General features: G+C 73.1%; 21 protein-coding genes and 1 pseudogene. 15 read left to right on the plus strand and 7 right to left on the minus strand.

Going from position 1 to position 26,903, the window contains the following annotated elements; all coding sequences use genetic code 11:
- The first annotated feature begins 111 nt into the window (after window positions 1–111).
- Window positions 112–1,893 carry an ABC transporter ATP-binding protein gene (locus tag AB0A90_RS22570; protein ID WP_357251149.1) on the plus strand — a complete coding sequence of 594 codons (1,782 nt, stop codon included), beginning with the start codon at window positions 112–114 and terminating at the stop codon, window positions 1,891–1,893.
- Window positions 1,894–1,985: 92 nt separating this feature from the next.
- Entirely contained in the window at window positions 1,986–2,735 is a 750-nt protein-coding gene (locus AB0A90_RS22575) for a DUF2470 domain-containing protein (RefSeq protein ID WP_357251152.1), read from the plus strand.
- 3 nt (window positions 2,736–2,738) lie between these two features.
- Here AB0A90_RS22575 and AB0A90_RS22580 read toward each other — a convergent pair whose 3' ends face one another.
- The 3 genes from AB0A90_RS22580 to AB0A90_RS22590 all read right to left on the minus strand — a co-directional run bounded on the left by AB0A90_RS22580 (window position 2,739) and on the right by AB0A90_RS22590 (window position 4,938).
- Entirely contained in the window at window positions 2,739–3,335 is a 597-nt protein-coding gene (locus tag AB0A90_RS22580) for a TetR family transcriptional regulator (protein ID WP_357251155.1), read from the minus strand.
- Window positions 3,336–3,430: 95 nt separating this feature from the next.
- Entirely contained in the window at window positions 3,431–4,186 is a 756-nt protein-coding gene (locus AB0A90_RS22585; protein ID WP_357251158.1) for an ABC transporter permease, read from the minus strand.
- Complete coding sequence (locus tag AB0A90_RS22590; protein ID WP_357251161.1) at window positions 4,183–4,938, minus strand: ABC transporter ATP-binding protein; 756 nt, start codon at window positions 4,936–4,938, stop codon at window positions 4,183–4,185. The genes AB0A90_RS22585 and AB0A90_RS22590 overlap by 4 nt, the downstream gene beginning before the upstream one ends.
- A 556-nt stretch (window positions 4,939–5,494) precedes the next feature.
- On the opposite strand from AB0A90_RS22590, the pseudogene AB0A90_RS22595 reads away from it, so the two are divergent.
- From AB0A90_RS22595 to AB0A90_RS22610, 4 genes and pseudogenes are all read left to right on the plus strand, one after another.
- Window positions 5,495–5,818: pseudogene (locus AB0A90_RS22595) on the plus strand (phosphoribosyl-AMP cyclohydrolase); the annotation flags it as partial.
- Window positions 5,819–5,998: 180 nt separating this feature from the next.
- Entirely contained in the window at window positions 5,999–6,430 is a 432-nt protein-coding gene (hisI, locus tag AB0A90_RS22600; RefSeq protein ID WP_357251429.1) for a phosphoribosyl-AMP cyclohydrolase, read from the plus strand.
- Window positions 6,431–6,488: 58 nt separating this feature from the next.
- Complete coding sequence (locus AB0A90_RS22605; RefSeq protein WP_357251164.1) at window positions 6,489–8,042, plus strand: anthranilate synthase component I; 1,554 nt, start codon at window positions 6,489–6,491, stop codon at window positions 8,040–8,042.
- 115 nt (window positions 8,043–8,157) lie between these two features.
- Window positions 8,158–8,748 (plus strand): Trp biosynthesis-associated membrane protein, encoded by a 591-nt coding sequence (locus tag AB0A90_RS22610; RefSeq protein ID WP_357251167.1) that lies wholly within the window; start codon window positions 8,158–8,160, stop codon window positions 8,746–8,748.
- 28 nt (window positions 8,749–8,776) lie between these two features.
- Here the strand turns inward: AB0A90_RS22610 and AB0A90_RS22615 are convergent, their stop codons facing one another.
- Window positions 8,777–9,046, minus strand: a complete 270-nt coding sequence (locus tag AB0A90_RS22615) for a hypothetical protein (protein ID WP_357251170.1) — start codon at window positions 9,044–9,046, stop codon at window positions 8,777–8,779.
- 487 nt (window positions 9,047–9,533) lie between these two features.
- Between AB0A90_RS22615 and trpC the strand changes: the two genes are divergently transcribed.
- The 3 genes from trpC to trpA are packed head-to-tail and all read left to right on the plus strand — an operon-like array spanning window position 9,534 to window position 12,415.
- Window positions 9,534–10,337: an indole-3-glycerol phosphate synthase TrpC gene (gene trpC, locus AB0A90_RS22620; RefSeq protein WP_357251431.1), complete on the plus strand. Its 804-nt coding sequence runs from the start codon at window positions 9,534–9,536 to the stop codon at window positions 10,335–10,337.
- A gap of 34 nt (window positions 10,338–10,371) precedes the next feature.
- On the plus strand, window positions 10,372–11,610 hold the full coding sequence (gene trpB / locus AB0A90_RS22625; protein WP_357251173.1) for a tryptophan synthase subunit beta: 1,239 nt from the start codon (window positions 10,372–10,374) through the stop codon (window positions 11,608–11,610).
- Window position 11,611: 1 nt separating this feature from the next.
- A complete protein-coding gene (gene trpA, locus AB0A90_RS22630) occupies window positions 11,612–12,415 on the plus strand; it encodes a tryptophan synthase subunit alpha (RefSeq protein ID WP_357251176.1) in 804 nt (267 codons plus the stop codon).
- A gap of 60 nt (window positions 12,416–12,475) precedes the next feature.
- On the opposite strand, the gene AB0A90_RS22635 is transcribed toward trpA, so the two are convergent.
- Window positions 12,476–13,066, minus strand: coding sequence for an NUDIX hydrolase (locus AB0A90_RS22635; RefSeq protein WP_357251179.1), 591 nt, complete (start codon window positions 13,064–13,066; stop codon window positions 12,476–12,478).
- 101 nt (window positions 13,067–13,167) lie between these two features.
- On the opposite strand from AB0A90_RS22635, the gene lgt reads away from it, so the two are divergent.
- Both lgt and AB0A90_RS22645 read left to right on the plus strand, forming a co-directional pair.
- Window positions 13,168–14,340 carry a prolipoprotein diacylglyceryl transferase gene (gene lgt, locus AB0A90_RS22640; protein WP_357251181.1) on the plus strand — a complete coding sequence of 391 codons (1,173 nt, stop codon included), beginning with the start codon at window positions 13,168–13,170 and terminating at the stop codon, window positions 14,338–14,340.
- 15 nt (window positions 14,341–14,355) lie between these two features.
- The gene (locus AB0A90_RS22645; RefSeq protein WP_357251183.1) at window positions 14,356–15,543 is read left to right on the plus strand and encodes an NAD(P)/FAD-dependent oxidoreductase; all 1,188 of its coding nucleotides are present in this window, start codon (window positions 14,356–14,358) and stop codon (window positions 15,541–15,543) included.
- A 147-nt stretch (window positions 15,544–15,690) separates the two neighbouring features.
- On the opposite strand, the gene AB0A90_RS22650 is transcribed toward AB0A90_RS22645, so the two are convergent.
- The gene (locus AB0A90_RS22650) at window positions 15,691–16,536 is read right to left on the minus strand and encodes a GNAT family N-acetyltransferase (protein ID WP_357251186.1); all 846 of its coding nucleotides are present in this window, start codon (window positions 16,534–16,536) and stop codon (window positions 15,691–15,693) included.
- Between the two features lie 164 nt (window positions 16,537–16,700).
- Here AB0A90_RS22650 and gltB point away from each other — a divergent pair, with 164 nt between their 5' ends.
- From gltB to AB0A90_RS22670, 4 genes are all read left to right on the plus strand, one after another.
- Window positions 16,701–21,386, plus strand: a complete 4,686-nt coding sequence (gene gltB / locus AB0A90_RS22655; protein WP_357251434.1) for a glutamate synthase large subunit — start codon at window positions 16,701–16,703, stop codon at window positions 21,384–21,386.
- Window positions 21,379–22,914, plus strand: a complete 1,536-nt coding sequence (locus AB0A90_RS22660) for a glutamate synthase subunit beta (protein WP_357251189.1) — start codon at window positions 21,379–21,381, stop codon at window positions 22,912–22,914. Before gltB ends, AB0A90_RS22660 begins: the two co-directional genes overlap by 8 nt.
- 174 nt (window positions 22,915–23,088) lie before the next feature.
- Entirely contained in the window at window positions 23,089–24,468 is a 1,380-nt protein-coding gene (locus AB0A90_RS22665) for an MFS transporter (protein WP_357251192.1), read from the plus strand.
- A gap of 69 nt (window positions 24,469–24,537) precedes the next feature.
- The gene (locus AB0A90_RS22670; protein ID WP_357251195.1) at window positions 24,538–25,047 is read left to right on the plus strand and encodes a hypothetical protein; all 510 of its coding nucleotides are present in this window, start codon (window positions 24,538–24,540) and stop codon (window positions 25,045–25,047) included.
- A gap of 170 nt (window positions 25,048–25,217) precedes the next feature.
- Here the strand turns inward: AB0A90_RS22670 and AB0A90_RS22675 are convergent, their stop codons facing one another.
- Window positions 25,218–26,753: a M1 family metallopeptidase gene (locus tag AB0A90_RS22675; protein ID WP_357251197.1), complete on the minus strand. Its 1,536-nt coding sequence runs from the start codon at window positions 26,751–26,753 to the stop codon at window positions 25,218–25,220.
- Window positions 26,754–26,903: the final 150 nt, after the last annotated feature.

Below are 26,903 nucleotides of genomic sequence, written 5' to 3' on the forward strand. Positions count from 1 at the left end.
CGAGGAGTGCAGCGAAGCGGAGCCCCGCAGTCGCGAACGAAAGGCGGGTCCGGTGAGCGCGAGGAGTGCAGCGAAGCGGAGCCCCGCAGTCGCGAACGAAAGGCCAGCCCGGTGAGCGTAAAGACGTCTGAGACCGCTGAGAAGCAGGAGACGACCTGGCAGACCCTGCGCCGGGGTCTGGCGCTCTCTCCGGAGCTGCGGACCGGCCTGGCCGGCACCCTGGCCCTGGCGTTGGTCTACATGGTCGGTCGGGTGGCCGTGCCGGTCGCCGTGCAGCAGGGCATCGACCGCGGCCTCGTCGGTGGTCTGGACCTCGACGTGGTGTGGACGGTGGTGGCGGTCACCGCCGCGATCCTGGCGGTCACGACGGTCTGCGGTTATCTGATGATGCGCCGGCTGTTCACGGTCAGCGAGACGGCGCTGGCCAACGTCCGGACGCGGGCGTTCCGGCACGTGCACGACCTGTCGATGTTGCACCAGCAGTCGGAGCGGCGGGGCTCGTTGGTCTCGCGGGTCACCAGCGACGTCGACCAGATCACCCAGTTCCTCCAGTGGGGCGGGGTGATCCTGCTGGTCAACCTCGGTCAGCTGGTGGTCACCACCGCCGTGATGCTCGCGTACTCCTGGCAGTTGACCCTTGTGGTGCTGGCCGCGTTCCTGCCGGCGGTGTTCATCATCCGGCAGTTGCAGCAGCGGCTGGGCTCGGCGTACGCGACGGTGCGTCAGCGCACCGGCACGCTGCTCGGCACGATCGGCGAGAGCGTGGTGGGCGCGCCGGTGATCCGGGCGTACGGGATCGCGGGCCGCACCGAGCGGCGGTTGGACGAGGCGATCGACGCGCAGCGTCTGGCGCAGCAGCGGGCGATCCGGATCAGCATCGTGGGCAGCTCGGTCGGCGAGCTGGCGGCGGGGCTCGCGCTGGCGGGTGTGGTGGTGCTCGGGGTGACGCTGGGGGTGGACGGCACGCTGTCGATCGGCCAGTTGACCGCGTTCCTGTTCCTGGTGACGCTCTTCATCCAGCCGGTGCAGATCGCCACCGAGGTGCTCAACGAGGCGCAGAACGCGATCGCCGGCTGGCGTCGGGTGCTGGATGTGCTGGACGTCGCCCCCGACGTGGCCGACCCGGGGGAGCAGGGGCGCAAGCTGCCGGCCGGGCCGCTGGACATCCGGTTCGCCGGTGTGCGGTTCGCCTATCCGGGTGGCCCGCCGGTGCTGCACGACATCGACCTGGAGATCCCGGCGAAGAGCCGGGTGGCGGTGGTCGGCGAGACCGGCAGCGGCAAGACGACCTTCGCCAAGTTGCTGACCCGTCTGATGGACCCGTCGGCCGGGGCGGTGCTGCTGTCCGGGGTGCCGTTGGCGGAGGTGCGGTTCGACTCGCTGCGCTCCCGGGTGGTGATGGTGCCGCAGGACGGGTTCCTCTTCGACGCGACGGTGGGGGACAACGTCCGGTTCGCCCGGCCGGAGCTGACCGACGAGGAGCTGAGCGCGGCCTTCACCGAGCTGGGCCTGTCGGACTGGCTGGAGGGTCTCCCGGCGGGTCTGGACACACCGGTCGGGGAGCGCGGCGAGGCGCTCAGCGTCGGTGAGCGGCAGTTGGTCGCGTTGGCCCGCGCGTACGTGGCCGATCCGGACCTGTTGGTGCTGGACGAGGCGACGAGCGCGGTGGACCCGGCGACCGAGGTGCGTCTGCAACGCACCCTGGACGCGGTCACCCGGGGCCGGACGACCCTCGCGATCGCGCACCGGCTCTCCACGGCGCAGGCCGCCGACGAGGTCATCGTGGTGGACCGGGGGCGGGTGGTGCAGCGCGGCCCGCACGACGAGTTGGTCCGCGACGCCGACTCGGTATATGGCCTGCTCTATGCCTCGTGGTTGGAGCAGACCCGGTGAGCTGTCCCGGCTACGCGAGGGTGGTGGACGCCGACGGCCGGGTGCTCTAGGCTCCGGGTTAGGTAAGCCTAACCTTCGAAGGAGGTCGCGCCATGCGGCCCAAGCCCGCCGAGATCGTCCGTACCCTCGTCGCCGGCCGCCTGCCCGGTCTCGTCCATCTCGCGCACCGGCCGGGCCCGCACCACGCCCGGCACGTGACCGACCCGGACGGGCGGGTGCTGCTGCTGGTGCCGGTGGCCAGCCACCTGGCCGCCGCGCTCCAGCCGGTCGCCGGGGCCAGCGACATCGCGGTGGTGCTCGACGTGCTCGACCTGCCGCCCGCCGCCGGTGCGCCGGGTCTGGGTCGCGCCTGGGTCTCCGGCTGGGCGGGCGAGTTGCACGGCGACGAGGCTCGCCGGGCGGCGCTCGACTTCGCAGCGGTGGAGCCGACCGGCGACCTGCTCGACCTGGGCACCCGGTTCCGGCTGTTCCGCTTCGAGGTGGTCGAGGTCCGCTGGGAGCGCGCCGGCGCCGTGCGCCGGATCGACCCGGGGGAGTACGCCGAGGCCGAGCCGGACCCGGTGCACCCGGTCGAGGCGCGTCTGCTCGCCGACCTCGCCGAGCGCCACGGCGCCCAGGTGACCGCGTACCTGCGCCGGCAGCTCGGGTTGACCGAGCAGACCCTCGACGGGCCGCCCCGGGTGGTGCGCATCGACCGCTACGGGCTGGTGGTCGCCCTCGGCCACCCCGGCGCCCGACGTCGGATCCGGTTGGCCTTTCCCGGCCCGGTGGCCGACCCGGCCGACCTGCCGCGACTGCTCCCACCGCTGCGCCTGCCCGCCAGCGCTCAGCCGCCGCGCTGACGGTCAGGTCGGCAGGGGGCCGGTGAGGTAGCGCTGGATCGTCGGGCCGATCGCGGCGACGAGGGTCTCCGGGTCCGCCGAGGCGACCGGCTCCAGGCGCACCACGTACCGCATCATGGCCAGGCCGATCATCTGGGTGGCCACCAGGGAGCCGCGCAGCGGTAGCTCGGCCGGATCCACGTCGAGGTTCTCCAGCACCCGGCGCAGCACCTGGGTGGTGACGAACTCGCGCAGCAGTCGGGCGGTCCACTCGTTGCTCACCGCGGAGCGCAGCAGTGCCTGCGCGGCGCTGCCGGTCGGGGAGTCCCAGACGCCGAGGAAGATGCGCACCATCCGCTCACCGGCGCCGTCCCGGTCACCGGCGAGCACCTTCGGCACCAGCTGACCGGGATCGACCGGAAAATCCATCGCGGTCCGGAAGAGGTGGTCCTTGCTGCCGAAGTAGTGGTGCACCAGCGCCGGGTCGACCTCCGCCGCGCCGGCGATGGCCCGGATCGAGGCGGCGTCGAAGCCCCGTTCGGCGAACGCCGTCCGCGCCGCGTCGAGAATCGCCTCCCGGGTGCCCGGTTTGCCGGGTCGCCGGCCGGTTCGCCGCGTCATCGCCGCCCTTCGTTCGTCCGCCTGGCCCGTCGTGGGCCGGCCCTGCCCGCGCCGGGGTCGGCCGCCGCGCCGGCCGCCGCCCCCGGCGCCGGCCGTCAGCCGCTGCGTCGGCGCAGGGTGGCCGCCGCGAGCACCAGCGCCAGCACCACCGCACCGAGCACCACCGCCACGTCCCGCCACATCGTGCCGGTCGGCTCGGCGTGGGCGCCGACCTCCTGCAACGCCTCGATGGCGTACGAGAGGGGGAAGGCGTCACTGAGTGCCTGGAGCCAGCCGGCCATCTGGTCACGGGCCACGAACAGCCCGCAGAGCAGCAGTTGGGGGACCACCACGACTGGCAGGAACTGTACTGCCTGGAACTCGGTCCGCGCGAAGGCGCTGCACAGCAGCCCGAGGGCGACACCGAGCACGGCGTCGACGACGGCGATCCCGATCACCAGTCCGATGCTGCCGGCGGTCTCCAGGTCGAAGACCCAGTACGCGACGGCGGCGGCGACGGCCGCCTGCACGGCGGCGGCCAGCCCGAACGCGATGCCGTACCCGAAGAGCAGGTCGAGCTTGCCCAGCGGTGTGGTGAGCAGACGTTCCAGGGTGCCGGAGGTGCGTTCGCGGAGCATGGCGATGCTGGTCACCAGGAACATGATCACGAAGGGGAAGATGCCCAGCATCACCAACGCGACCCGGTCGAACGTCGTCGGCTGGCCGGGTGGGGTCGGCTGGTCGGCGTACATGAAGTAGACCAGGGTGAGCAGGACGGCCGGCACCACCACGAGCAGCGCGATCGTCCGCCGATCGTGCCGGAGCTGACGCAGGATGCGGCCGGTGGTGGCCGCCAGGATCCGGGGGTTCATGACTGCTCCTGTGCGGCGTTCGAAACGGTGGTGGTGGGACCCGCCTCGCCGGCCCGGATCAGGCGCAGGAACGCCTCGTCGAGATCGTCCACACCGGCGGCGGCGCGGATGGCGGCCGGGCTGTCGTCGGCGATCAACCGTCCCTGGCGGATCAGCAGCAACCGGTCGCAGCGGGCCGCCTCGTCCATCACGTGACTGGACACCAGCAGGGTGGTGCCCGCGGCGGCCATCGCGTGGAACCGGGCCCACAGGTCGGCCCGCAGCACCGGATCCTGACCGACTGTCGGCTCGTCGAGAATGACCAGCTCCGGCTCCCCGACCAGGGCGCAGGCCAGCGAGGCCCGGCTGCGTTGACCGCCGGAGAGGGTGGCGACCAGTTGACCGGCGGCCTCGGCCAGGCCGACATCGCTGATCGCCCGGTCGGCCTCGACCCGTCCGCGCCCGTAGAGGGCCGCGAAGTAGCGGGCGTTCTCCCGGACGGTCAGGTCGGCGTAGACGCTCGGCGCCTGGGTCAGGTAACCCACCCGGTGCCGCAGCGCCGGGGTGCCCGCCGGTTGGCCCAGCACGGTGACCGTGCCGCCGCTGACCACCTGCACCCCGACCACGGCGCGCATGAACGTGGTCTTGCCACTGCCGCTGGGGCCGAGCAGCCCGGTGACGGCCCCACGGGGGACCTGGCAGCTGATGCGGTCCAGCACCCGCCGCCCGCCCCGGTCGACGACCAGGTCGCGGACGCCTATCGCGTCGTCCATCACGTGCCTCCCAAGAAACTCATCATCTGTTGAACTCAACGCTAGATGAAATACTGCCTTCGGTGCAACGGCGGGACCGGCGATCGGCCAGCTACCGTGCATCGAGCATGAGAACGGGCAGTAGGCTTCGGACCGGACAGCGAGTCCGCCAACGGGCATTGCGCGCTGATCGGACGTACGGCACGATGGCGCCGTGGGTCACGCTCCGTTACCGAATAGCGGTTTTTTCGAGGACTGGGCCGCGCGGTTGCGGCAGACCGTCGAGCGGCCGGTCGTCGGCATCCTGCTGCGCGGCAGCCACGCCCGCCGAGCGGCCACCGCGCACAGCGACGTCGACCTCGACGTGCTGGTCGGCGGCGCGCCGTACGCGGCGCGGCAGGCGTACCTGGCCGAATCCGCAGGTCGGGTCACCCACGTCTCGGTCGCCGCCCGCGACGTCCGCTCCTGGGTGCACCGGCTCGGCGAACCGGCCGACTGGGCGTTCGGGCTGCCGGTCACCGCGCCGGCGCGGCTGCTCTGGGCCGACCCGCACTGGCGGCCCCGGATCGACCTGCCGGTGCTCTGCCAGCCCGCCGAACCACCCCGACTCGAGGAGCTGATCGCCACGCTCGGTAAGGCAGCGGCCGCCCGGTCCGCCCACGACCGCCTCGGGGTCCGGCTCGCCGTCGCCGACCTGGCCCGACTCTGCCCGTCGGTGCTGCGCCCCGCGAACCCGTCGGTGCGGGTCCACTCCCGCCGGGCGGCCTTCGCGGCGGCCCTGGACCTGCCGGTGGCCCCACCGGGCTACCGGGCGGACATGCTGCTCTGCCTCGGGCTCCGACCGGGCGCCACCGGCCAACTGTGGGCCGCCGCCGTCCGGCTCGTCGCCGGCACCCTGCCGTTGATCCGACCGTACGCCGAGGAGATCGCCGAGGCGGCCGGGGCGGACCTGGCCGCCGCCCTGCTCGACGGCCGGCTGGACCGTTACGTGGCCCAGTTGGCCCGGCCGGACGGACCCGCGCCGCAGCCCTGCCGGGAGCGGTCACCGGTGCCCGCGCCACGTGCGGGACACTTGGACACTGTGTCCGTACCTGACTCGCCGGCGACCGGCGTCCCCAGCGCTCCGAGCGACCCGGTGGCCTCCGGGTCGGCCCGCCCGTCCCGACTCGACGCGGCCATCGCCGCCCGACTGCGCCGTACCGCCGACGGTCTGGTCGCCGCGGTGGTCCGCGCGCACGACTCGGGCGAGGTGCTGATGGTCGCCTGGATGGACGACGAGGCGCTGCACCGCACCCTCACCACCGGTCGGGCCACCTACTGGTCGCGCAGCCGACGCGAATACTGGGTCAAGGGGGCCACCTCCGGGCACCACCAGTACGTCCGATCGGTCGCGCTGGACTGCGACGGAGACGCGCTGCTGGTCAGCGTGGACCAGGTCGGCGCGGCCTGCCACACCGGCCAGCGGACCTGCTTCTTCACCGAGTTGCCCGTCACCTCCCCGGAGGCACGGTGAGCGCGCGCGGCGCAGCCCGGCGCAGTCCCGCAGCCGCGAACGAAAGGCAGACCCAGCCATGACCGACGGCACCGTCAGCCCCGACCTGGGCACATTCACGGAGCTGGCCGCCGACTGGCGGGTGGTGCCGGTGACCCGGCGGCTCCTGGCCGACGCGGAGACGCCGGTCGGGGTCTACCGGAAGCTGGCCGGTGGACCGGGCACGTTCCTGCTGGAGTCGGCCGAGCAGGGCGTCGGCTCGGCCGGCCTGGCCTGGTCGCGGTACTCGTTCATCGGCGTCCGCAGCAGCGCCACCCTCGTCGAGCGCGACGGCGTGGCGACCTGGCTCGGCACGCCGCCGGCGGGGCTGCCCACCGGCGGTGACCCGGTGCGGGTGCTGCGGGAGACGGTGGCGGCGCTCGCCGGCCCGGTCGGGGACCCGTCCGACGGTCTGCCGCCGCTGACCGGGGGCATGGTCGGCTACCTCGGGTACGACCTGGTCCGCCGGTTCGAGCGGCTGCCCGAGCTGACCGAGGACGACCTCGGCGTGCCGGAGTTGGGCATGATGCTCGCCACCGACCTGGTGGTGCTCGACCACTACGACGGCTCGGCGATCCTGGTCGCCAACGCGGTGCTGCCGCCGCTGGACGCCCCGGACCGCGCCCCGCAGGTCGCCGCCGCGTACCACCACGCGGTGGGCCGACTCGACGCGATGACCACGGCGCTGTCCCGGCCCATCCCGCCGATGATCTCCACCGTCGAGCGTCCGACGGCCGGGGAGGTGCTCTGCCGTACGCCCGACGGCGGCTACCCGAAGGCGGTGGAGGCCGCCAAGGAGGCGATCCGGGCCGGTGAGTGCTTCCAGATCGTGCTCTCCCAGCGCTTCGAGCGCTCGACGCACGCCGACCCGCTGGACGTCTACCGGGTGCTGCGCACCAGCAACCCCAGCCCGTACATGTACCTGCTGCGCTTCGACGGGTTCGACATCGTCGGCTCGTCCCCGGAGGCGCACCTGAAGGTCACCGGCGGCGCGGACGGGCGGCGTCGGGCGTTGCTGCACCCGATCGCCGGCACCCGGCCGCGCGGTGGCACCCCGGCCGCCGACGCCGTGCTCGCCGCGGAGCTGCTCGCCGACCCCAAGGAACGCGCCGAGCACGTGATGCTCGTCGACCTCGGCCGCAACGACCTGGGCCGGGTGTGTCAGCCCGGCAGCGTGGAGGTGCCCGAGTTCGCCACCATCGAGCGGTACAGCCACGTCATGCACATCGTCTCCACCGTCACCGGCACGCTGCGTGACGACCAGAGCGCGTTCGACGCGCTCGCCGCGACCTTCCCGGCCGGGACCCTCTCCGGTGCGCCGAAGGTGCGGGCCATGGAGATCATCGAGGAGTTGGAGCCGGTCCGCCGGGGCCTCTACGGCGGCACGGTGGGCTACTTCGGCTTCGGTGGCGACCTGGACATGGCGATCGCCATCCGGACCGCGCTCATCCGTGACGGCCGCGCCTACGTGCAGGCCGGGGCCGGGGTGGTGGCCGACTCGGACCCGGCCGCCGAGGATCAGGAGACGCGGAACAAGGCCGCCGCCGTACTGGCGGCGATCGCCGCCGCCGAAACATTGCGGCCAGCCCGGTGAGCGCGAGGAGTGCAGCGCAGCGGAGCCCCGCAGTCGCGAACGAAAGGCCGGCACCGGTGAGCGCGAGGAGTGCAGCGCAGCGGAGCCCCGCAGTCGCGAACGAAAGGCCAGCCCGATGAGGGATGGTGAGCGGTCCGTCGGGGGCCGGCGTGAGTTGACGTACGCCGTACTTCTCTGTCTGGTCGGCGCGGCCCTGGCGCTGTGGGCCGCGACGCGGACCTGGTCGGTCGAGCTGACCGTGCGCCCGGCGCCGCTGCCGCCGGTCCGCGACACGCACAGCGGTGCCGGGCTGCTGCCCTGGCTGCCGGCGTTGGCCCTGGTGACGTTGGCCGGCGGTGGCGCGCTGCTGGCTACCCGGGGTCGGCTGCGGCAGGTGCTCGGTGCGCTGCTCGGTGTGCTCGCTCTGGCCGTGGCGGCCGGCGGTGGGTACGGGCTGGGTGTGGACGTCGACGGCTCGGTGAGCCGGCAGTGGCCGGTGCTCTGCCTGCTCGGCGGCCTGCTGGCCGCTGCGGGCGGTTTCTGGACGGCGGTGCGCGGTGGCGGCTGGCCCGCGATGGGTGCCCGCTACGAGCGGCCGGCCCGCACCGCCCCGCAGGCCGCGCCCGCGCCGACCGGCGCATCGGAGTCGCCCGCGCCGATGGCCGGGCGACGGACCACCGAGGCGTGGGACGCGCTGGATCGGGGTGAGGACCCGACGGCCGAGTGAGGGCGACGGCAGCTACGACAGGTGGGTGTCAGCCGACCGGTTGACGGTCCGGCCGCGGTCGCTGGCTGGCGGCGCGGGCGGCGGTCAGTTCGGCCACCAGGCGGTTCAGTTCGGCGCGCTGGTCGGCGCGGGCCCGGTCGGCGCAGACCGCCTCCCAGGCGTTGCCACGCGCCGTGCGCATCCGCCCCTCGCCCACCACGGCCCGTTCCACGGTGTGCACCACACCGACGGCGAGCGATGCCACCGTCCGCGAGATGGTCGTCAGGCCGATTGTCGCTTGCGGCTCGGACATGCTCATGGTCACCTCGCACGAGGAGTTGCGACGGTCGGGGCAGGCGCGTCATCGAGTCTGCCCGAGGACGATGCTGGCCGGCTGACGTTTCGCCGTCGTGACCGCCGGGTCAACTGTCCCGCCTCGGCCGTGACCAGGGGCCGTCCGTTCGGCCTTGAGATTGCTCACAACATCGACCGACGCCGTTGTCGTCGGGCGCGGGCGGGGAACTGGTGGCATGATCGATGCATCGGCACGGTCTGACCGCGGCCGCCAGGCTCCATACCGCGTTGCGATTGTCGATACGGGAGGTGGCGCTGCGTGACATACCGTTCACGGCAAGTCGGCCATTATGCCGCAGCCCTTTTCGTGAGCAGCGCCATACCCCCGGCATTCGGCGTCGGTCGGCTGCCCCTAGCATCGGCCCATGACGCCCGGAGAGGGGAGTCCGTTGGTGACTGCTGAGCATGCGCACGCGGAGGGGGACGAGGCCGGTCAGGCAGCGTCCGTAAGCGTGCTCGACGAGATTCTGGCTGGCGTGCGTGAGGACGTCGCCCGACGCCAGGAGCAGGTTCCGCTGGAGCGGATCCGTGAACTGGCAGCGGCGGCGCCGCCGCCGCTGGACGCGTACGCGGCGTTGCGTAAGCCCGGCGTCGCCGTGATCGCCGAGGTGAAGCGCTCGTCGCCGTCCAAGGGGCGGCTGGCCGAGATCGCCGATCCGGCCGACCTGGCGGTCGACTACGCCGCCGGTGGGGCGCGGGCGATCAGTGTGCTGACCGAGGGGCGCTGGTTCGGTGGCTCACTCGACGACCTGGCGGCCGTTCGGGCCGCGGTCAGCGTGCCCGTGCTGCGCAAGGACTTCGTGGTCTCCAGCTACCAGATCCACGAGGCGCGCGCGCACGGCGCCGACCTGGTGCTGCTGATCGTCGCCGCGCTCGAGCAGAACGTGCTGATGGGCCTGCTGGAGCGGATCGAGTCGCTGGGCATGACCGCTCTGGTCGAGGTGCACGACGAGGAAGAGGCCGACCGCGCGCTGGAGGCGGGCGCTCAGGTGATCGGGGTCAACGCCCGTGACCTGCGTACCCTGGAGGTCGACAGGTCGGTGTTCGAGCGGATCGCACCCGGCCTGCCCAGCAGCGTCGTCAAGATCGCCGAGTCCGGCGTTCGTGGTCCGCACGACCTGATCCGGTACGCCTCCGCGGGTGCTGACGCGGTCCTCGTGGGCGAGGGCCTGGTCACGCAGAAGAGTCCTCGCGAGGCGGTCGCCGAGCTGGTCAACGCGGGTAATCACCCGGCAACGCCCCGGCCGGTGCGCTGACCTCGCACCGGACGCCCCACCGAGAGGATTTCCGATGAGCGCCGACGCGCTGGCCCCGGTGGCCGGCCCGCAGCCCGACTCCGCCGGCCACTTCGGCCGCTTCGGCGGTCGGTTCGTTCCCGAGGCCCTGGTGGCCGCGCTCGACGAGCTCGACGGGGCGTGGCGCACGGCCATGGCGGACGAGTCCTTCCGGGCCGAGTTCGGCGCGCTGCTGCGCGACTACGCGGGCACGCCGTCGCTGCTCTACGAGGCCCGGCGGTTCTCCGCGAAGGTCGGGGCGCGGGTGTTGCTCAAGCGTGAGGACCTCAACCACACGGGCGCGCACAAGGTTCGTAACGTGCTCGGCCAGGCGCTGCTCACCAAGCGGATGGGCAAGACCCGGGTGATCGCCGAGACCGGCGCCGGCCAGCACGGCGTGGCCACCGCGACGGCCGCCGCCCTGTTCGACCTGGAGTGCGTGGTCTACATGGGCCAGGTCGACACCGAGCGGCAGGCGCTCAACGTGGCCCGGATGCGGATGCTCGGCGCCACCGTCGTGCCGGTCACCAACGGCTCGCGCACCCTCAAGGACGCGATGAACGAGGCGATGCGCGACTGGGTGGCGAACGTCGACGAGACGCACTACCTGATCGGCACCGCCGCCGGTCCGCACCCGTTCCCGGCGATGGTCCGCGACTTCGTCCGGGGCATCGGTGACGAGGCCCGTCAGCAGTGCCTCGACCTGACCGGCGCGCTGCCGGACGCGGTCACCGCCTGCGTCGGCGGCGGCTCCAACGCGCTGGGCATCTTCCACGCGTTCGTCGGCGACGACGACGTGCGGCTGTACGGGTTCGAGGCCGGCGGCGACGGCGTGGCCACCGGCCGGCACGCGGCCAGCATCACGGGTGGGTCGGCCGGTGTCCTGCACGGCACCCGCACCTACGTGTTGCAGGACGCCGACGGGCAGACGCTGGAGTCGCACTCGATCTCCGCCGGTCTGGACTACCCGGGCGTCGGGCCCGAGCACGCCTGGCTGCACGACACCGGCCGGGCGAGTTACCTCCCGGTCACCGACGTCGAGGCGATGGCCGCCTTCGAGCTGCTGTGCCGCACGGAGGGGATCATCCCGGCGATCGAGAGCGCCCACGCGCTCGCCGGCACCGTCGCGCTGGGTCCGAAGCTCGCCGCCGAGCTGGGTCGGGAGCCCACCATCGTGGTCAACCTCTCCGGTCGGGGCGACAAGGACGTGCACACCGCCGGCGACTACTTCGGCATCCTCGACAAGGAGCGGTGAGATGAGCCGGATCGGGGTGGCCTTCGACAAGGCCCGCGCCGACGGACGGGCCCTGCTGATCGGCTGCATGCCGGCCGGGTTCCCGAGCGTCGACGGCAGCATCGCCGCGATGACCGCAATGGTCGAGGCCGGTGTCGACGTCATCGAGGTGGAGATTCCCTACTCCGACCCGGTGATGGACGGGCCGGTGATCCAGAAGGCCAGCGACATCGCGCTGGCCGGCGGCGTCCGCACCAGGGACACCCTGCGCATCATCGAGGCGGTGGCGGCCACCGGCGCTCCGGTGGTCACCATGACCTACTGGAACCCGGTCGAACGGTACGGCGTGGACGTGTTCGCCCGTGACCTCGCCGCCGCCGGTGGCACCGGTCTGATCACTCCCGACCTCATTCCCGACGAGGCGGCCGAGTGGCTGGCCGCCTCGGACGCACATGGACTGGACCGCACGTTCCTGGTCTCCCCGTCGTCCACCGACGCGCGGCTGGCGATGACCGTGCAGCACTGCCGCGGTTTCGTCTACGCGACAGCGGTCATGGGTGTCACCGGCGCCCGGGCGCGTACCTCGGACGCCGCGCCGACGCTTGTCTCCCGGGTCCGGGAGGTCACCGACCTGCCGGTGGGTGTCGGTCTCGGCGTGGGCACGGGTGCGCAGGCCGGCACCGTCGCCGGTTACGCCGACGGGGTGATCGTCGGCAGTGCGCTGATCAGGTGTCTGCTCGACGCGCCCACCGAGGCGGAGGGGCTGGCTTCCCTGCGTGCCCTCAGTGCCGAACTCGCCGAGGGCGTCCGCAACCCCACCCGCTGACCCCACCCGCGGCGAGGGATTCGCGTCCCTGCGGCGGGCCTCGGGTCGCTGACGGATTCGTCAGTGGCGCCGGGACGGGTCCGCGGCCTCGCCGCGTTGCTCGGGTGGCTGCCCCACTCCCGACCGCCCGTCCGGGCTGGTCGCCGTTCGGTCCTGCTCGGCTGGGCGAGCGGCTGGCGGCGAGGCCTCGGTGGGGCCGGGCAGCGGCGGGACGTCGCGGAGCATGCCGGAGCGGCCGGCGGTCGCGTCGGCGACGGCGGCCCGGGTGAGCGGGGTGACCGCCTCGGGCAGCGCGTCGGGGGAGTGCCAGGACAACCGACAACCCGGCAGGGGGTCGGCGGGCGGGTGGCCGTCGGTGGCGCACGCCCGAAAGACGTGCACGAGTACGTCGGGCAGCGGCCCGACGCGCCCGGGCGACGTCTGCCCGGTGGGGCCGCTCAGGTGGTAGACGCCGACCAGGTCGACCAGCTCGATCTCCCAGCCGGTCTCCGCGCGGATGTCCCGTAGGGCCGCCCGCACCGGGCTCTCGGCCGGACGCAGCCGCCCACCGGGCAACGCGTAGCGGCGCTCTCCCCGGCCCTGCTGGCAGAGCAGCACCTGGCCGGTGTCGTCGGTGACGACCGCGGCGACCGCCCAGGTGAGCGCGCTCATGGACAAAGAGCGTACGGGGGCGCAAACCAGAAGTCACCGAGATGCGCGCTCCCGTGCCCGGGGTGCCGCTACGGGGGTGTGCAGCGGTAGCGTGTGCACCCGTGACCCTCGCCTCGCTGTCCCCCCAGGCGGCCCTGCCCAGTCCCAGCACCGCGGTCTGGCAACTCGGGCCGGTGCCGATCCGGGCGTACGCGCTCTGCATCATCGCCGGCATCGTGCTGGCCTGCTGGGTGACGGAGCGCCGGCTGCGGCAGCGCGGCGTCGCGCCCGGCGCGGTGCTCGACATCGCCGTCTGGGCGGTGCCGGCCGGCATCATCGGCGCCCGGATCTACCACGTCGTCACCTCACCGGAGAAATACTTCGGCACCGGTGGGGACCCGATGAAGGCCTTCGCCATCTGGGAGGGCGGTCTCGGCATCTGGGGCGCCGTCGCCGGTGGGGCGGTCGGTGCGTACATCGCCGCCCGGCAGCTCGGCATCCCGTTCGGCGTGGTGGCCGACGCGGTGGCACCCGGGCTGGCGCTGGCCCAGGCGGTCGGCCGGGTCGGCAACTGGTTCAACAACGAGCTGTTCGGTGGCCGCACCACGCTGCCGTGGGGCCTGCAGATCCACCGGATGGATCCGGACAACCCGGGGCACGCGCTGCGGGACGACGCCGGGCAGCCGATCCTCGAACCGGGCCTCTACCAGCCGACCTTCCTCTACGAGGCGCTGTGGAACCTCGGCGTCGTCGCCCTGGTCCTTCTCCTGGACCGCCGGCTGAAGCTGGGCCGTGGTCGCGCGTTCGCCCTCTACGTGATGGGCTACACCGTCGGCCGGTTCTGGATCGAGATGATGCGCACCGACGAGGCCAACCAGATTCTGGGCGTACGACTGAACGTCTGGACCGCCGGCCTGGTCTTCCTCGGCGCGTTGATCTACTTCGTCCGGGTGCGCGGCCCGCGGGACTACCTGATCCCGCTCGGCGCGGTGGCGACGCCGACCCCGCCTCCCACCTCCGACCTGTCCCAGATCGACCTCTCGGAGCGGGAGACCCCCGCGCGGGCCACCGCCCCGGAGGGCTACCGGGTGGTCAGCGAGGAGCAGTACGCCGCCTGGCAGGACACCGGCGTCATCCCAGCGGAGCCGGCCACCGACCAGGGCGCCGAGCCGCTCGATGACGCGTCGTCGGTCGACGGCCCGTCGACCGACGACGAGCCGGTGGACGACCCGTCGGGTGTGCGTACCGACCGGGCCGACGCCGCAGGCGTGCGGCCCGCCGACCGGGACAGCTGAGCGGGGGCGGCACCGATGCGAAGCGCGGTGGTGGTCGGCGCGGGGGTCGGTGGCCTCGCGGTGGCCGGTGCGCTGGCCCGTTCGGGCTGGCAGGTCACCGTGCTGGAACGCGCCGAACGGATTCGCCCCGAGCCGACCGCCGTGGTGCTCTGGCCCAACGGCGTCCGCGCGTTGCAGGCCCTCGGCCTCGGCGCGGGTCTGACCGCCATCGCCACCCCGCTGTCCGACGGCGGGGTCCGTCGCCCGGACGGGCACTGGCTCGTGCAGCCCCGGCCCATCCCGGCCGACCGGATGCCGGTGGTGGTGCACCGCGAAGACCTGCACGACGCGCTGATCGCGGGCCTCGGTGAGCGGGTCGAGCTGCGTACCGGCGTGACCGTGCGCCACGTCCGCGTCGAGCCGGGCGAGCGACCGGGGGTCAGCGACGGGCGGCAGACCATCGAGGCCGACCTGGTGGTCGCCGCCGACGGCACCGACAGCGGCATCCGCCGCCAACTCGCGCCCGAGTCCCGGGTGGTCAGCTCCGGCTGCGCCGCGTGGCGGGCCGTCATTCCCTGGTACCAGGCGCCGCGGCTGCCCGACGACCAACCGCTGGTCGGTGAGATCCTCGGTGCCGGTTACCGGTTCGTGGCCGCGTCGTTGGGTGAGCGCGGCTCCTCGGGTGGGTCCACCCGGGGCGGGATCTACTGGGTGGCCACTGCCGCCGGCGCTCCTCGCCCGGAACCCCCGGAGACCCAGCTCGCCCTGCTGCGCCGCTGGTACGCGGGCTGGCCCGCCCCGATCGGCGCGCTGCTCGACGCCACCGACCCGGCCGACCTGGTCCAGCAGGAGGTCCGCGAGCTGCGTCCGCTGCCCCGTGCGTACGGCTTCCCCGTTGGGCCGGGCGGGGTGGTGCTGCTCGGCGACGCGGCGCACGCCATGCCGCCGCACCTCGGGCAGGGCGCCTGCCTCGCGTTCGAGGACGCCGCCACGCTCGCCTCGCTGCTGCGCGAGGCTCGACTGCCCGACGCGGTGCAGGCGTACGACCGGATTCGTCGCCCCCGGGCCACGACCGTGGTCCGGCAGACCCGGCGGATGTCGGCGGTGCTCCAGGCCCGGGGCCGGTTGGCGTTGCGCGCCCGCGACGCCGCACTCGGCACGATCAACACGCGGCTGCTCTCCAGCGCCGCCGCCTCGGCCGCCCAGTGGCGTCCCCCAGCCTGACCCACCCCACCCCACCCCACACCCGCACACCCGCGCCGATCTTGCACTTTCTGTCGCCGATACGCGTTAGATATCCGTTTTTGTCGCAACAGAAAGTGCAAGATCGCGCGGCGGGGCGCGTCGCGGCGGGGCGGGCGGCGGGAGCGGTCAGGCGATGAGCGCGGCGGGTTCGGCGATGCAGGCGGTGCCGATGCGGCGGAAGCCCACCCGCAGGTAGACCCGGGCGATGTCGTCGCTGCCCGCGGAGAGAAAGATCAGGTCGGTGCCGGCCGCGTGCAGCTCCCGGGCGAGGGTGGCGGTGACTGCGGCGCCCAGCCCGCGCCGCCGGGCGGCCGGCAACGTGGCCACGCCGGCGATCTCCGCGACGTCGCCGACGCGCATGGCCATGCCGCTGGCCAGCGCCCCGTCGGTCGCCGTCCCGGCGAGCGCGGAGATCCGTCGGCCGTCGGCGATCCGGGTCCGCTCCTCGTCGAGCGCGGCCAACTCCAGTTCGGTGACCGCGGCGTCCCGCTCGGCCGGACCGGCCGCACCGGGCGCGGTGCCGGCGGCGGCGAACGACACCGCTGCCACCGCGCGTCGGGCCGCGACGTCGGCGGCGAAGCCGGGGGAGTCGGCCGCCAGCACCCGCACCGCCGCGTCGGACAGGGTCGCCGGGTCGGGCAGCGCGGCCGGGTCGAGGACCATCAGCGGCGCCTCCAGCACGTGCAGCCCCGCGGAGCGGGCCACCGCCAGCAGCTCGGGAGTCGTCTCGTGCACCCACTCGAAGGCTTCCGGCAGACCCAGCTCGCGCTGCCGCCCGCGGACCGAGGTCACGTCGGCGAGCGACGGCGGCTCGCCGGCGCCGATCCGGGGGCGTGCGTAGAACGGCCAGCCGGCACCTTCGCGCACGAACAGCACCAGCCCGCCATGATCCTCCGCGGCGGCGACGTCGCGGGGCACCGCGTCGTAGAAGCGTTCCAACCGGTCGAAGACGTCCTTGTGTAGCGGATCCACCGCGCGAGACTACACGTCCCAGCCTGTGGACGGTGTGATCAATCTCAGGTGGCTGTGCGAGCCGGGCCCTAACGTAGACTCAATAGACCCACGGGCCGACGTCGTCCCCTGCATGATCAACCTGAGTGACGACAGGAGGCCCGGTGGCTCAGCCGTACGCGGAAATGACACAGCCGCACCCGCACAGCCCGCAGGCGTCCCCGATGCCCGGCACCCGCCCGTCCGCCCAGGGCCTCTACGACCCCGTGCAGGAGCACGACGCCTGCGGGGTGGCCTTCGTGGCGGACCTGCACGGTCGCCGTTCCCACGCGGTCGTCGCCAACGGGCTCGGCGCGCTCTGCCGTCTGGACCACAGGGGTGCCCGGGGCGCGGAGCCCAACACCGGCGACGGCGCGGGCATCATGATCCAGGTGCCGGACACGTTCCTGCGCGCGGCGGCCGACGTTGCGCTACCCCCGGCGGGCGAGTACGCCACCGGGCTGGTCTTCCTCCCCGACGACGACGCCGGCGAGGCGCGTGCCCGGCAGGTGGTCGAGAAGTACGCGCTGGTCGAGGGTGCCGAGGTGCTCGGCTGGCGGGAGGTGCCGATCGCCCCGGAAGGGCTCGGCGAGACCGCCCTGGCGGCGATGCCCCGGGTCCGGCAGGTCTTCGTGGCCGCGCGCCGGCTCACCGGCTCACCGGCCGGCCCGGCCGGTGACGCGCTGAGCGGCATCGAGCTGGACCGGGTGGCGTTCTGCCTGCGCAAGCAGGCCGAACGGGAGACCGCCGAGCGGGGCGTGCCGGCGTACTTCCCGTCGCTGTCCAGCCGGACGATGGTCTACAAGGGAATGCTCACCCCCGACCAGTTGCCGGCGTTCTACCCGGACCTGCGCGACGAGCGGGTGGACAGCGCCATCGCGCTCGTGCACTCCCGCTTCTCCACCAACACGTTCCCGTCCTGGCCGCTGGCGCACCCGTACCGGTTCATCGCCCACAACGGTGAGATCAACACCATCCGGGGCAACCGCAACTGGATGCAGGCCCGCGAGGCGCTCCTGCGCTCGCCGAACGTGCCGGGCAACATCCGGCGGGTCTTCCCGGTCTGCACCCCCGCCGCCTCCGACTCGGCGAACTTCGACGAGGTCCTGGAGTTGCTGCACCTGGCCGGGCGGAGTCTGCCGCACGCGGTGCTCATGATGATCCCCGAGGCCTGGGAGAACGACCCGGGCATGGAGCCGGCCAAGCGTGCCTTCTACCGCTTCCACGCCAGCCTCATGGAGCCGTGGGACGGGCCGGCCTCGGTGGCCTTCACCGACGGCGAGATCGTCGGCGCGGTGCTGGACCGCAACGGCTTGCGCCCGGGGCGCTGGTGGCAGACCGACGACGGGCTCGTGGTGCTCGGCTCCGAGGCGGGCGTGCTCGACCTCGACCCGGCGCACGTGGTCGCGAAGGGGCGGCTCCAGCCAGGCCGGATGTTCCTGGTCGACACCGTGGCCGGCCGGATCGTGCACGACGAGGAGATCAAGTCCGAGTTGGCCGCCGCCCAGCCGTACGGCGAGTGGCTGCACGCCGGGCTGATCGAGCTGGGTGACCTGCCTCCCCGCGCGCACACCGTCTACACCCACGACTCGGTGCGCCGCCGGCAGCAGACCTTCGGCTACACCGAGGAGGAGCTGAAGATCCTGCTCGCGCCGATGGCCCGTACCGGCGCCGAGCCGCTCGGCTCGATGGGCACGGACACCCCGATCTCGCCGTTGTCCACCCGGCCGCGGCTGCTCTACGACTACTTCCATCAGCTCTTCGCCCAGGTCACCAACCCGCCGCTGGACGCCATCCGCGAGGAGTTGGTGACCAGCCTGGCGTCGACGATCGGGCCGGAGGGCAACCTGCTCGACCCGGGCGCGGCGAGCTGTCGGCAGATCGTGCTGCCGCACCCGGTGATCGACAACGACGAGCTGGCCAAGATCCTCTCCATCGACGAGGACGGCGACCTGCCCGGCTTCAAGGCGGTCCGGGTGTCCGGCCTGTACCGCATCCGGGAGGGCGCCGCCGGGATCAAGGCACGGCTGACCGAGATCTGCCGGCACGTCTCCGAGGCCATCGAGGACGGCGTCCGCATCCTGGTGCTCTCCGACCGGGACTCCAACGCCGACCTGGCGCCGATCCCGTCGTTGCTGCTCACCGCCGCCGTGCACCAGCACCTGGTGCGGGAGCAGACCCGCACCCAGGCGGCGCTGATCGTGGAGTCCGGCGACTGCCGGGAGGTGCACCACGCGGCGGTCCTGATCGGCTACGGCGCGGCGGCGGTCAACCCGTACCTGGCGTTCGAGTCCGTCGAGGACATGATCGCCACCGGCGCGCTCGTCGGGGTGGAATTAGCCGCCGCGGTGCGCAACTACGCCAAGGCGCTCGGCAAGGGCGTTTTGAAGATCATGTCGAAGATGGGCATCTCGACGGTCTCGTCCTACTGCGGCGCGCAGGTCTTCGAGGCGGTCGGCCTGGAAACCCGGCTGGTCGAGCGCTATTTCCGGGGCACCCCCAGCCGGATCGGCGGGGTCGGCCTGGCGGGCGTACACACCGAGGTCGCGGCACGGCACGCGCTGGCCTGGCCCCCGGCCGGCACCGCGGCCTCCGCCCGACTGGAGGTCGGCGGCGAGTACCAGTGGCGCCGCGAGGGTGAGCTGCACCTGTTCAACCCGGAGACGGTCTTCCTGTTGCAGCACGCCACCCGCAGCCGGCAGTACGACGTCTTCCGGCAGTACACCGCGAAGGTCGACGCGCTCGCCGCGCAGGCCGGCTCGTTGCGGGGGTTGTTCACCCTGCGTACCGGGCTGCGCCCGGCGGTGCCGATCGAGGAGGTCGAGCCGGCCACCGAGATCGTCAAGCGCTTCGCCACCGGCGCCATGTCGTACGGGTCGATCTCGGCGGAGGCGCACGAGACGCTCGCCATCGCGATGAACCGCCTCGGCGGCAAGTCCAACACCGGTGAGGGCGGCGAGGACGTCGACCGACTGCACGACCCGAGGCGCCGCTCGGCGGTCAAGCAGATCGCCAGCGGCCGGTTCGGGGTGACCAGCGAATACCTGGTCAACGCGGACGACCTCCAGATCAAGATGGCCCAGGGCGCCAAGCCCGGTGAGGGCGGTCAGCTGCCCGGCAACAAGGTCTGGCCGTGGATCGCCCGCACCCGGCACGCCACGCCCGGCGTGGGTCTGATCTCCCCGCCGCCGCACCACGACATCTACTCCATCGAGGACCTCGCCCAGCTGGTGCACGACCTCAAGTGCGTCAACCCGTCGGCTCGGGTGCACGTCAAGCTGGTCAGCGAGTTCGGTGTCGGCACCGTCGCGGCCGGCGTGGCGAAGCTCAAGGCGGACGTCATCCTGATCTCCGGCCACGACGGCGGCACGGGCGCCTCCCCGATGAACTCGCTCAAGCACGCCGGCACCCCCTGGGAGTTGGGGTTGGCCGAGGCGCAGCAGACGTTGCTGCTCAACAAGCTGCGGGACCGGGTCACCGTGCAGGTCGACGGCCAGCTCAAGACCGGCCGGGACGTGCTGGTCGCGGCGCTGCTCGGCGCGGAGGAGTTCGGCTTCGCGACCGCGCCGCTGATCGTCGAGGGCTGCGTGATGATGCGGGTGTGTCACCTGGACACCTGCCCGGTCGGCATCGCCACCCAGAACCCGGTGCTGCGGGAGCGGTTCACCGGCAAGCCGGAGTTCGTGGAGAACTTCTTCCTCTTCCTCGCCGAGGAGGTCCGGGGTTACCTGGCCGAGCTGGGTTTCCGGTCGATCGAGGAGGCGATCGGGCAGTCCGAGGTGCTCGACGTGGCCCCGGCGCTGACGCACTGGAAGGCGCACGGGTTGGACCTGGCGCCCGTCCTGCACCTGCCGGAGCTGCCCGCCGGTGCGGCCCGACGCGGGGTCCGCGCGCAGGACCACGGCCTGGAGCAGGCGCTCGACAACGAGCTGATCGCGCTGGCCCGTCCGGCTCTGACGGACGGGGCGCCGGTGCGGGTCGAGGTGGCGGTGCGCAACGAGCACCGCAGCGTCGGCGCGATGCTCGGCGGCGAGGTGACCCGTCGTTTCGGCGGCGCCGGCCTTCCCGAGGACACCATCGAGTTCGTGCTGCACGGCACGGCTGGGCAGTCGTTCGGCGCGTTCCTGCCGCGCGGGGTGACCCTGCGCCTGCACGGCGACGCCAACGACTACGTGGGCAAGGGCCTCTCCGGGGGCCGGCTCGTCGTCCGTCCGGACGCCGCCGCGCCGTTCCTCGACCCGGACGCCGCGCCGGGGCAGCGGGCCGAGGATCAGATCATCGCCGGCAACACCATCCTGTACGGGGCCACGGCGGGCGAGGTCTTCCTTCGTGGCCGGGTGGGGGAGCGGTTCGCGGTCCGTAACTCCGGCGCGATCGCCGTGGTCGAGGGTGTCGGCGACCACGGCTGCGAGTACATGACCGGCGGCACGGTGGTGGTGCTCGGCGCGACCGGCCGGAACTTCGCGGCCGGCATGTCCGGCGGCACGGCGTACGTGCTCCACCTGGATCGTTCGCGGGTCAACGGGGAGATGGTCGACCTGGCGCCGCTGGGCGAGCAGGAGCAGTCACTGCTGCACGAGCTGGTCCAGCGGCATGTGGCCGAGACCGGCTCGGCGGTCGCCGAGGAGTTGCTCAAGCGCTGGCCGGAGGCGGTGGCCGAGTTCACCGCGGTGGTACCCCGCGACTACCGCCGGGTGCTGGAGATCATGAAGGCCGCCGAAGCCGCCGGCCGCGACGTCGATGACGCGGTGATGAGCGCGCTCAGCGTGCCGTCCGCCGCGCCGGTGCCGCCCGCCCCGCGGGTGGCGGCCCAGGAGGTGGCACGTGCCTGACCCGAACGGTTTCCTGCGCTACGACCGGCGTCTGCCGGCCCGCCGCCCGGTGCCGGTGCGGATCAGTGACTGGCGCGAGGTGTACCCGCCGGCCGGCGAGGAGCTGGTCCGTGAGCAGGCCACCCGCTGCATGGACTGCGGCATCCCGTTCTGCCACGACGGATGCCCACTGGGCAACCGCATCCCGGACTGGAACGACCTGGTCCGCACCGGCAACTGGGACGCCGCGGTGGAGTCGCTGCACGCCACCAACAACTTCCCGGAGTTCACCGGCCGGCTCTGCCCGGCGCCCTGCGAGGCGGCCTGCGTGCTCGGCATCTCCGGCGGGCAGCCGGTGACCATCAAGCAGGTCGAGGTGGAGATCGCCGACGCCGCCGCGGCGCGCGGGTTCGTCCCTCGGCCGGTGCCGGCGCCGTCCGGTCGGTCGGTCGCCGTCGTCGGTTCCGGGCCGGCCGGCCTGGCCGCCGCCCAGCAGCTGGCCCGCGCGGGTCACGCGGTGACCGTGTACGAGCGGGACGACGCGATCGGGGGCCTGCTGCGGTACGGCATTCCCGACTTCAAGTTGGAGAAGCGGCACATCGACGCCCGGCTGGCCCAGCTCGCCGCCGAGGGGGTGCGCTTCCGCACCGGGGTGAACGTCGGGGTGGACGTCACCGCCGAGCAGCTGCGCGCCGAGCATGACGCGGTGCTGCTGGCCGCTGGTGCGTTGCAGGGGCGGGACACGCCGGAGACTCCGGGACGGGCGCTGCGGGGCGTACACCAGGCCATGGCGCATCTCGTCGCGGCGAATCGCGCGGTCGCCACCGCGGCCACCGGCGAGCCGGGCGTCCCGGCCACCGGCGAGGGCCGGCCGGCGCGTGCGCTGCTGCCGGACGGCACCCCGATCGACGCGGCCGGCAAGCACGTGGTGATCATCGGTGGCGGTGACACCGCGGCCGACTGTCTGGGCGTGGCGCACCGGCAGGGCGCCGCTGGCGTGCACCAGCTCGACCTGTACCCGCAGCCGCCGCAGGGGCGCGACGAGGCACGGGACCCGTGGCCGACCTGGCCGTGGGTGCTGCGCAGCTACCCGGCGCACGAGGAGGGTGGCGAGCGGGTCTTCGCCGTCGCGGTGCAGGAGTTCGTGGACGACGGCACCGGCCAGGTGCGAGCGGTGCGGATCGCCGAGGTGACCGTGGAGAAGCGCGACGGCCGGCGGGTCGTCACCGTGGTGCCGGGCTCCGAGCGGGAGCTGCCGGCCGACCTGGTGCTGCTGGCGATCGGCTTCGAGGGCACCGAGCAGCAGCCGTTGCTGGCCCAGTTCGGCGTGACCCGCAATCCCCGGGGCGCCGTCGACGCCCGCGACGACTGGCAGACCGACTCCGACGGGGTGTTCGTGGCCGGTGACATGCACCGGGGCGCGTCGCTGATCGTCTGGGCCATCGCCGAGGGGCGGGCGGCGGCCGCCGCCATCCACGGCTATCTGGGCGGTGTCGGTACGCTGCCGGCCCCGGTGGGTCCGGCCGCGCAGGCTCTCGCCGTTCGCTGAGGTGCGGGCGTCCGGTCGGTGGGGCGGTTCTGCCGCCGCACCGGCCGGGCATTCCCGCTGGTGAAGCCACTCACAAAGGTGGGCAAAGAGGTTTAGGCCGGCAAGACTTGCCGGCTGCCGAACCGCACTGCGATCGGCATGAATGATCATGCTGCCGATCGCTGGAGGTCCGTCGTGGCCAGAGGTGCCACCTTCGCCGCGCTGCGCCACCGCAACTACCGGATCTGGGCGCTCGCCGGTTTTGTCTCCGTCATCGGCACCTGGATGCAGGTCCTCGGCGTCAACTGGTACGTCCTGAAGGAAACCGGCTCCGCGACGTCCATGGGCTTCGCCGTGCTGCTCCAGGCGGCGCCCACGCTGCTGCTCAGCGTCTGGGGCGGTGTGCTGGCCGACCGCCTGCCCGCCCGTCCGCTGCTGATCGCCGCCCAGGTGGCCCACGCGACGCTCGCCGCCGGACTGGCGGCGGTCGCCCTGACCGGGGTCGGCGGCCTGCCGCTGATCTTCGCGATCTCCCTGGGCACCGGTGCCGTGTCCGCGATCGAGGGCCCGGTGATGGGGCGGTGGGCCGCCACCCTCGTCGACCGGGAGACGCTCGGCAACGCCCTGGCGCTCGGGTCCCTCACCAACTCCGCCGGGCGCATCCTCGGCATGAGCCTCGGGGCCGTCGTGGTGGCCGCCGTCGGACCCGCCCTGCTGTTCGGCATCAACGCGGCGAGCTTCGCCGCCGTGGTGGTGGCGCTGTTCGCGGTACGTCCGGGAACCCCACCGACGCTGACGGCGACCGGCCGAACCCACGACGGCGTCCGCGCCGGCTTCGCGTACCTGCGCGGGCAGCCGGTGCTGCTGCTCGCGCTCGCCCTGGCGTTCGTACTCGGCAGCCTGGGCCGCAACTACCAGGTGACGATGGCCGCGATGAGCGACGGGCCACTGCACGCCGGTGCGTCCGGCTACGGTGTCCTGTCGACCGTGTTCGCGGTCGGGACCGTGCTGGGCGCGCTCGTCGCGGCCCGCCGAGGTTCCCTGGGCTACCGGACCCTGGTCGCCGCGGGTCTATTCGCCAGCGGGCTGGAGATCGTCGCCGGCCTGGCACCGGGGACCTGGAGCTTCGCCGCGATGATCCTGCCGATCGCCGCCGCCGCGGTGGTCATCGACACCACCGTCGGCACCCGCGCCCAACTCGACACCGACGGCGCGATGCGGGGCCGGGTGCTCGCCGCGCTGGCGGTCACCGGCTCGGTCTCGGCCGCGGTCGGTGCTCCGCTGCTCGGCTGGCTCGCCGAACATGCCGGGCCGCGCCAGACGCTCGTGCTCGCCGGGTCCACCGCGGCGATCGCAACGGTGGCGGCGGCTGTCGCCCTGGACCGCCAGCACGCCCGCGCGGCCCTCGCGCTGGTCGCGCCACGGCCTCGTCATCCGGTACGGCGAGTGGCGTTCCGGGCCGCCCGCATCGTCCGACCCGCCGGGGCGGTGTGTGTCATCGCGCCCGCCGGCGTGGGGCTGGGCGCGTCCCGGCTCGGGGAGTTGGCCACGGCCGGACCGGCGGCGCGTCGCTGAGACAGCGGTCACCCCCGGTGGCCCGCGCACGGGACAGGACGACACGAAGATCATCGTTACGCTGCGATCATGGACATCGAGGAGCGGCTGCGACGGACCCGTCGGTGGCTGTGGATCGTGCTGATCGGGCTCTTCCTGAGCGGTGCCACCGCATTTCCGCTGGAGATCGAGGTGCGCTGGCTGCTGCGCGTACTGGACCCGCTCTCCGACCAGCTTCCCGCCCTGGTCGACTGGATCGAGCGGGTGCACACCGGGCTGGTGACGGCCGACGAGGACTACCCGTTCCTGCTCTACGGCACCGACTGGCTGGCGTTCGCCCACCTGGTGCTGGCGGTGGCGTTCTGGGGGCCGCTGCGTGACCCGGTGCGCAACGTCTGGGTCGTGCAGGTCGGCATGATCGCCTGCGCGGGCATCGTTCCACTGGCGGTGATCTGCGGCCCGATCCGGGACATCCCCTGGTTCTGGACGCTCATCGACCTGTCCTTCGCGGTCGGCGCGTTCCCGCCGCTCTGGTTCGCCTACCGGCACATCCGCGCCATCGAGGCGAGCACCGCCGGTGCGGTGACGCCGACGTCCTGAGCCGCGGGCTCCCCGCCCGTCGTCTTGCGCCGCCGTCACCCCTGCTGCTGCCGGCGCCGGCTCGGGGCGCGGTACTGGTGGCGGCCGCCTCTACCCGGCAGGACCACCGTGGACCGACGGAAGGGCCGCCGCGTCAGCGACGGCCCTTCCGGTCGGTGCCTGGTCTGCCTCTAGTGCGACAGCAGGTCGTGGGACTCGCTGATCTTGGCCCAGGACTTCGGTGCGGTCGGCGCGGCGGTGGCCTTTCGTGCGGTGGTGGCCACGTCGGGTCGGCCGGCGGTGAACAGCCAGGTGGTGAACAGGTCGTCCAGGTCCAGCCCGGAGATCTGTTCGGCGAGTGCCTGGAACTGCTCGATGGTGCCGTTGCCGTACCGGTGCTCGGCGGTCCAGGCCGGCAGGATCTCGAAGAACGCGTCGTCGCCGACGGCCAGCCGCAGCTGGTGCAGGGTCATCGCGCCCCGGTCGTAGACGGCGTTGTCGAAGATCCGGGCCGCGCCCGGGTCACCGGGCAGCACCTGCCAGAACTCGTCGTCGGCCGGGTAACTGGCGTAGGCGAAGTCGAACACCTCCTGCGCGGTGCCCTCGCCCTGCTCCTCGGACCAGAGCCACTCGGCGTACGAGGCGAATCCCTCGTTGAGCCAGATGTTGCGCCAGTCGGCCACCGAGACCGAGTCACCGAACCACTGGTGCGCGAGCTCGTGCGTCACCACGTACGTGTTGGCGCCGCGCCGCCAGAAGCCCGGCCCGTACACCGGTCGGGTCTGGGTCTCCAGCGCGAAGCCGATGCCGTCCACCGGACCGGCCACGCCGCCCTGCGCCTCGAACGGGTACGGGCCGAAGATCCCGCTCTCCCAGTCGACGATCTCGGCGGTCCGCTCGATGCTGGCCCGTGCGGCCGGACCGAGCGCACCCAGCGAGGTGCTGTAAGCGTTGACCACCGGCTGACCGCCGGGGGTGGTGTCGGTGACGATGTCGTACTGCCCGATGGCCAGGAAGGCCAGGTAGGGGGCGGTGGGGGAGGTGGTCCGCCAGATCCAGCGGGTGCGGTTGCCCGCCTCGGCGGCCGGCGGCCGCGGCTGCACGCCGTTGCTGATCACCTCGACGCCGGTGGGCACCGACACGGAGATGTCGAAGGTGGCCTTGTCCAGGGGGTGGTCGTTGCTCGGGAACCACCACCACGCCGACTCGGGCTCGTTGACCGCCATCGCCCCGTCGTCGGTCCGGGTCCACCCGGTGTAGCCGCCGACCAGGGTCTCCGACGGGACGCCGGCGTAGCGCACCACGATGGTGAGCTGCTGGCCCCGGGTCACCGTGCGGGTCGGGGTGACCACCAGCTCGTGGGCGCCCGCCGTGCTGGTGCTCGCCGCCCACCCGTTGACCCGCACCGACTCGACGTCGAGCAGGAAGTCCAGGTTGAACGCCGAGAGGTCCTGCGTCGCCGTGGCGAGGATCGTGGTGGTGCCACTGAGCTGGTCGGACGCCGGGTCGTAGCGCAGCCGGACGTCGTAGTGCTCGACGTCGTAGCCACCGTTGCCGTAGTCGGGAAAGTAGCTGTCGCCCAGGCCGGGTGCGCCGGGTTGCGGCGCGGCGGTGACGACGGGTCGGCCCCAACCGGTCGGGGCGGCCTGGGCGGGGGTGCCGGCGAGCATGGTGCCGGCGGTGGTGAGGGTCAGGGCGGCGGTGGCCGCCGTGAACATTCGTCGCACGGGGTGGACTCCCTCCATCGGGTGTTCGCCACGCCAACCTAATAGACAACCGTGAGCGTCGCCGGCCTGCCGCGCCCGACCTGCCGTCGCCGTCCCCGGTGGACCGTCGGCCACCGGTCACTGGCGTGCCTTGCGCCGCAAGGTCACACT

Origin of the sequence: Micromonospora sp. NPDC049204, assembly GCF_040647935.1 — a bacterium.
Taxonomy (GTDB): domain Bacteria; phylum Actinomycetota; class Actinomycetes; order Mycobacteriales; family Micromonosporaceae; genus Micromonospora.

What these genes read in the sequence shown, in the direction of transcription:
- AB0A90_RS22610 (WP_357251167.1), top strand. Translation starts at nt 8,158, where the DNA reads ATGAGGGATGGTGAGCGGTCCGTCGGGGGCCGGCGTGAGTTGACGTAC.
- AB0A90_RS22645 (WP_357251183.1), top strand. Translation starts at nt 14,356, where the DNA reads ATGCGAAGCGCGGTGGTGGTCGGCGCGGGGGTCGGTGGCCTCGCGGTG.
- AB0A90_RS22615 (WP_357251170.1), bottom strand. Translation starts at nt 9,046, where the DNA reads ATGAGCATGTCCGAGCCGCAAGCGACAATCGGCCTGACGACCATCTCG.
- trpA (WP_357251176.1), top strand. Translation starts at nt 11,612, where the DNA reads ATGAGCCGGATCGGGGTGGCCTTCGACAAGGCCCGCGCCGACGGACGG.
- AB0A90_RS22670 (WP_357251195.1), top strand. Translation starts at nt 24,538, where the DNA reads ATGGACATCGAGGAGCGGCTGCGACGGACCCGTCGGTGGCTGTGGATC.
- gltB (WP_357251434.1), top strand. Translation starts at nt 16,701, where the DNA reads ATGACACAGCCGCACCCGCACAGCCCGCAGGCGTCCCCGATGCCCGGC.
- AB0A90_RS22635 (WP_357251179.1), bottom strand. Translation starts at nt 13,066, where the DNA reads ATGAGCGCGCTCACCTGGGCGGTCGCCGCGGTCGTCACCGACGACACC.
- AB0A90_RS22575 (WP_357251152.1), top strand. Translation starts at nt 1,986, where the DNA reads ATGCGGCCCAAGCCCGCCGAGATCGTCCGTACCCTCGTCGCCGGCCGC.
- AB0A90_RS22580 (WP_357251155.1), bottom strand. Translation starts at nt 3,335, where the DNA reads ATGACGCGGCGAACCGGCCGGCGACCCGGCAAACCGGGCACCCGGGAG.
- AB0A90_RS22590 (WP_357251161.1), bottom strand. Translation starts at nt 4,938, where the DNA reads ATGGACGACGCGATAGGCGTCCGCGACCTGGTCGTCGACCGGGGCGGG.
- trpB (WP_357251173.1), top strand. Translation starts at nt 10,372, where the DNA reads ATGAGCGCCGACGCGCTGGCCCCGGTGGCCGGCCCGCAGCCCGACTCC.
- AB0A90_RS22585 (WP_357251158.1), bottom strand. Translation starts at nt 4,186, where the DNA reads ATGAACCCCCGGATCCTGGCGGCCACCACCGGCCGCATCCTGCGTCAG.
- AB0A90_RS22605 (WP_357251164.1), top strand. Translation starts at nt 6,489, where the DNA reads ATGACCGACGGCACCGTCAGCCCCGACCTGGGCACATTCACGGAGCTG.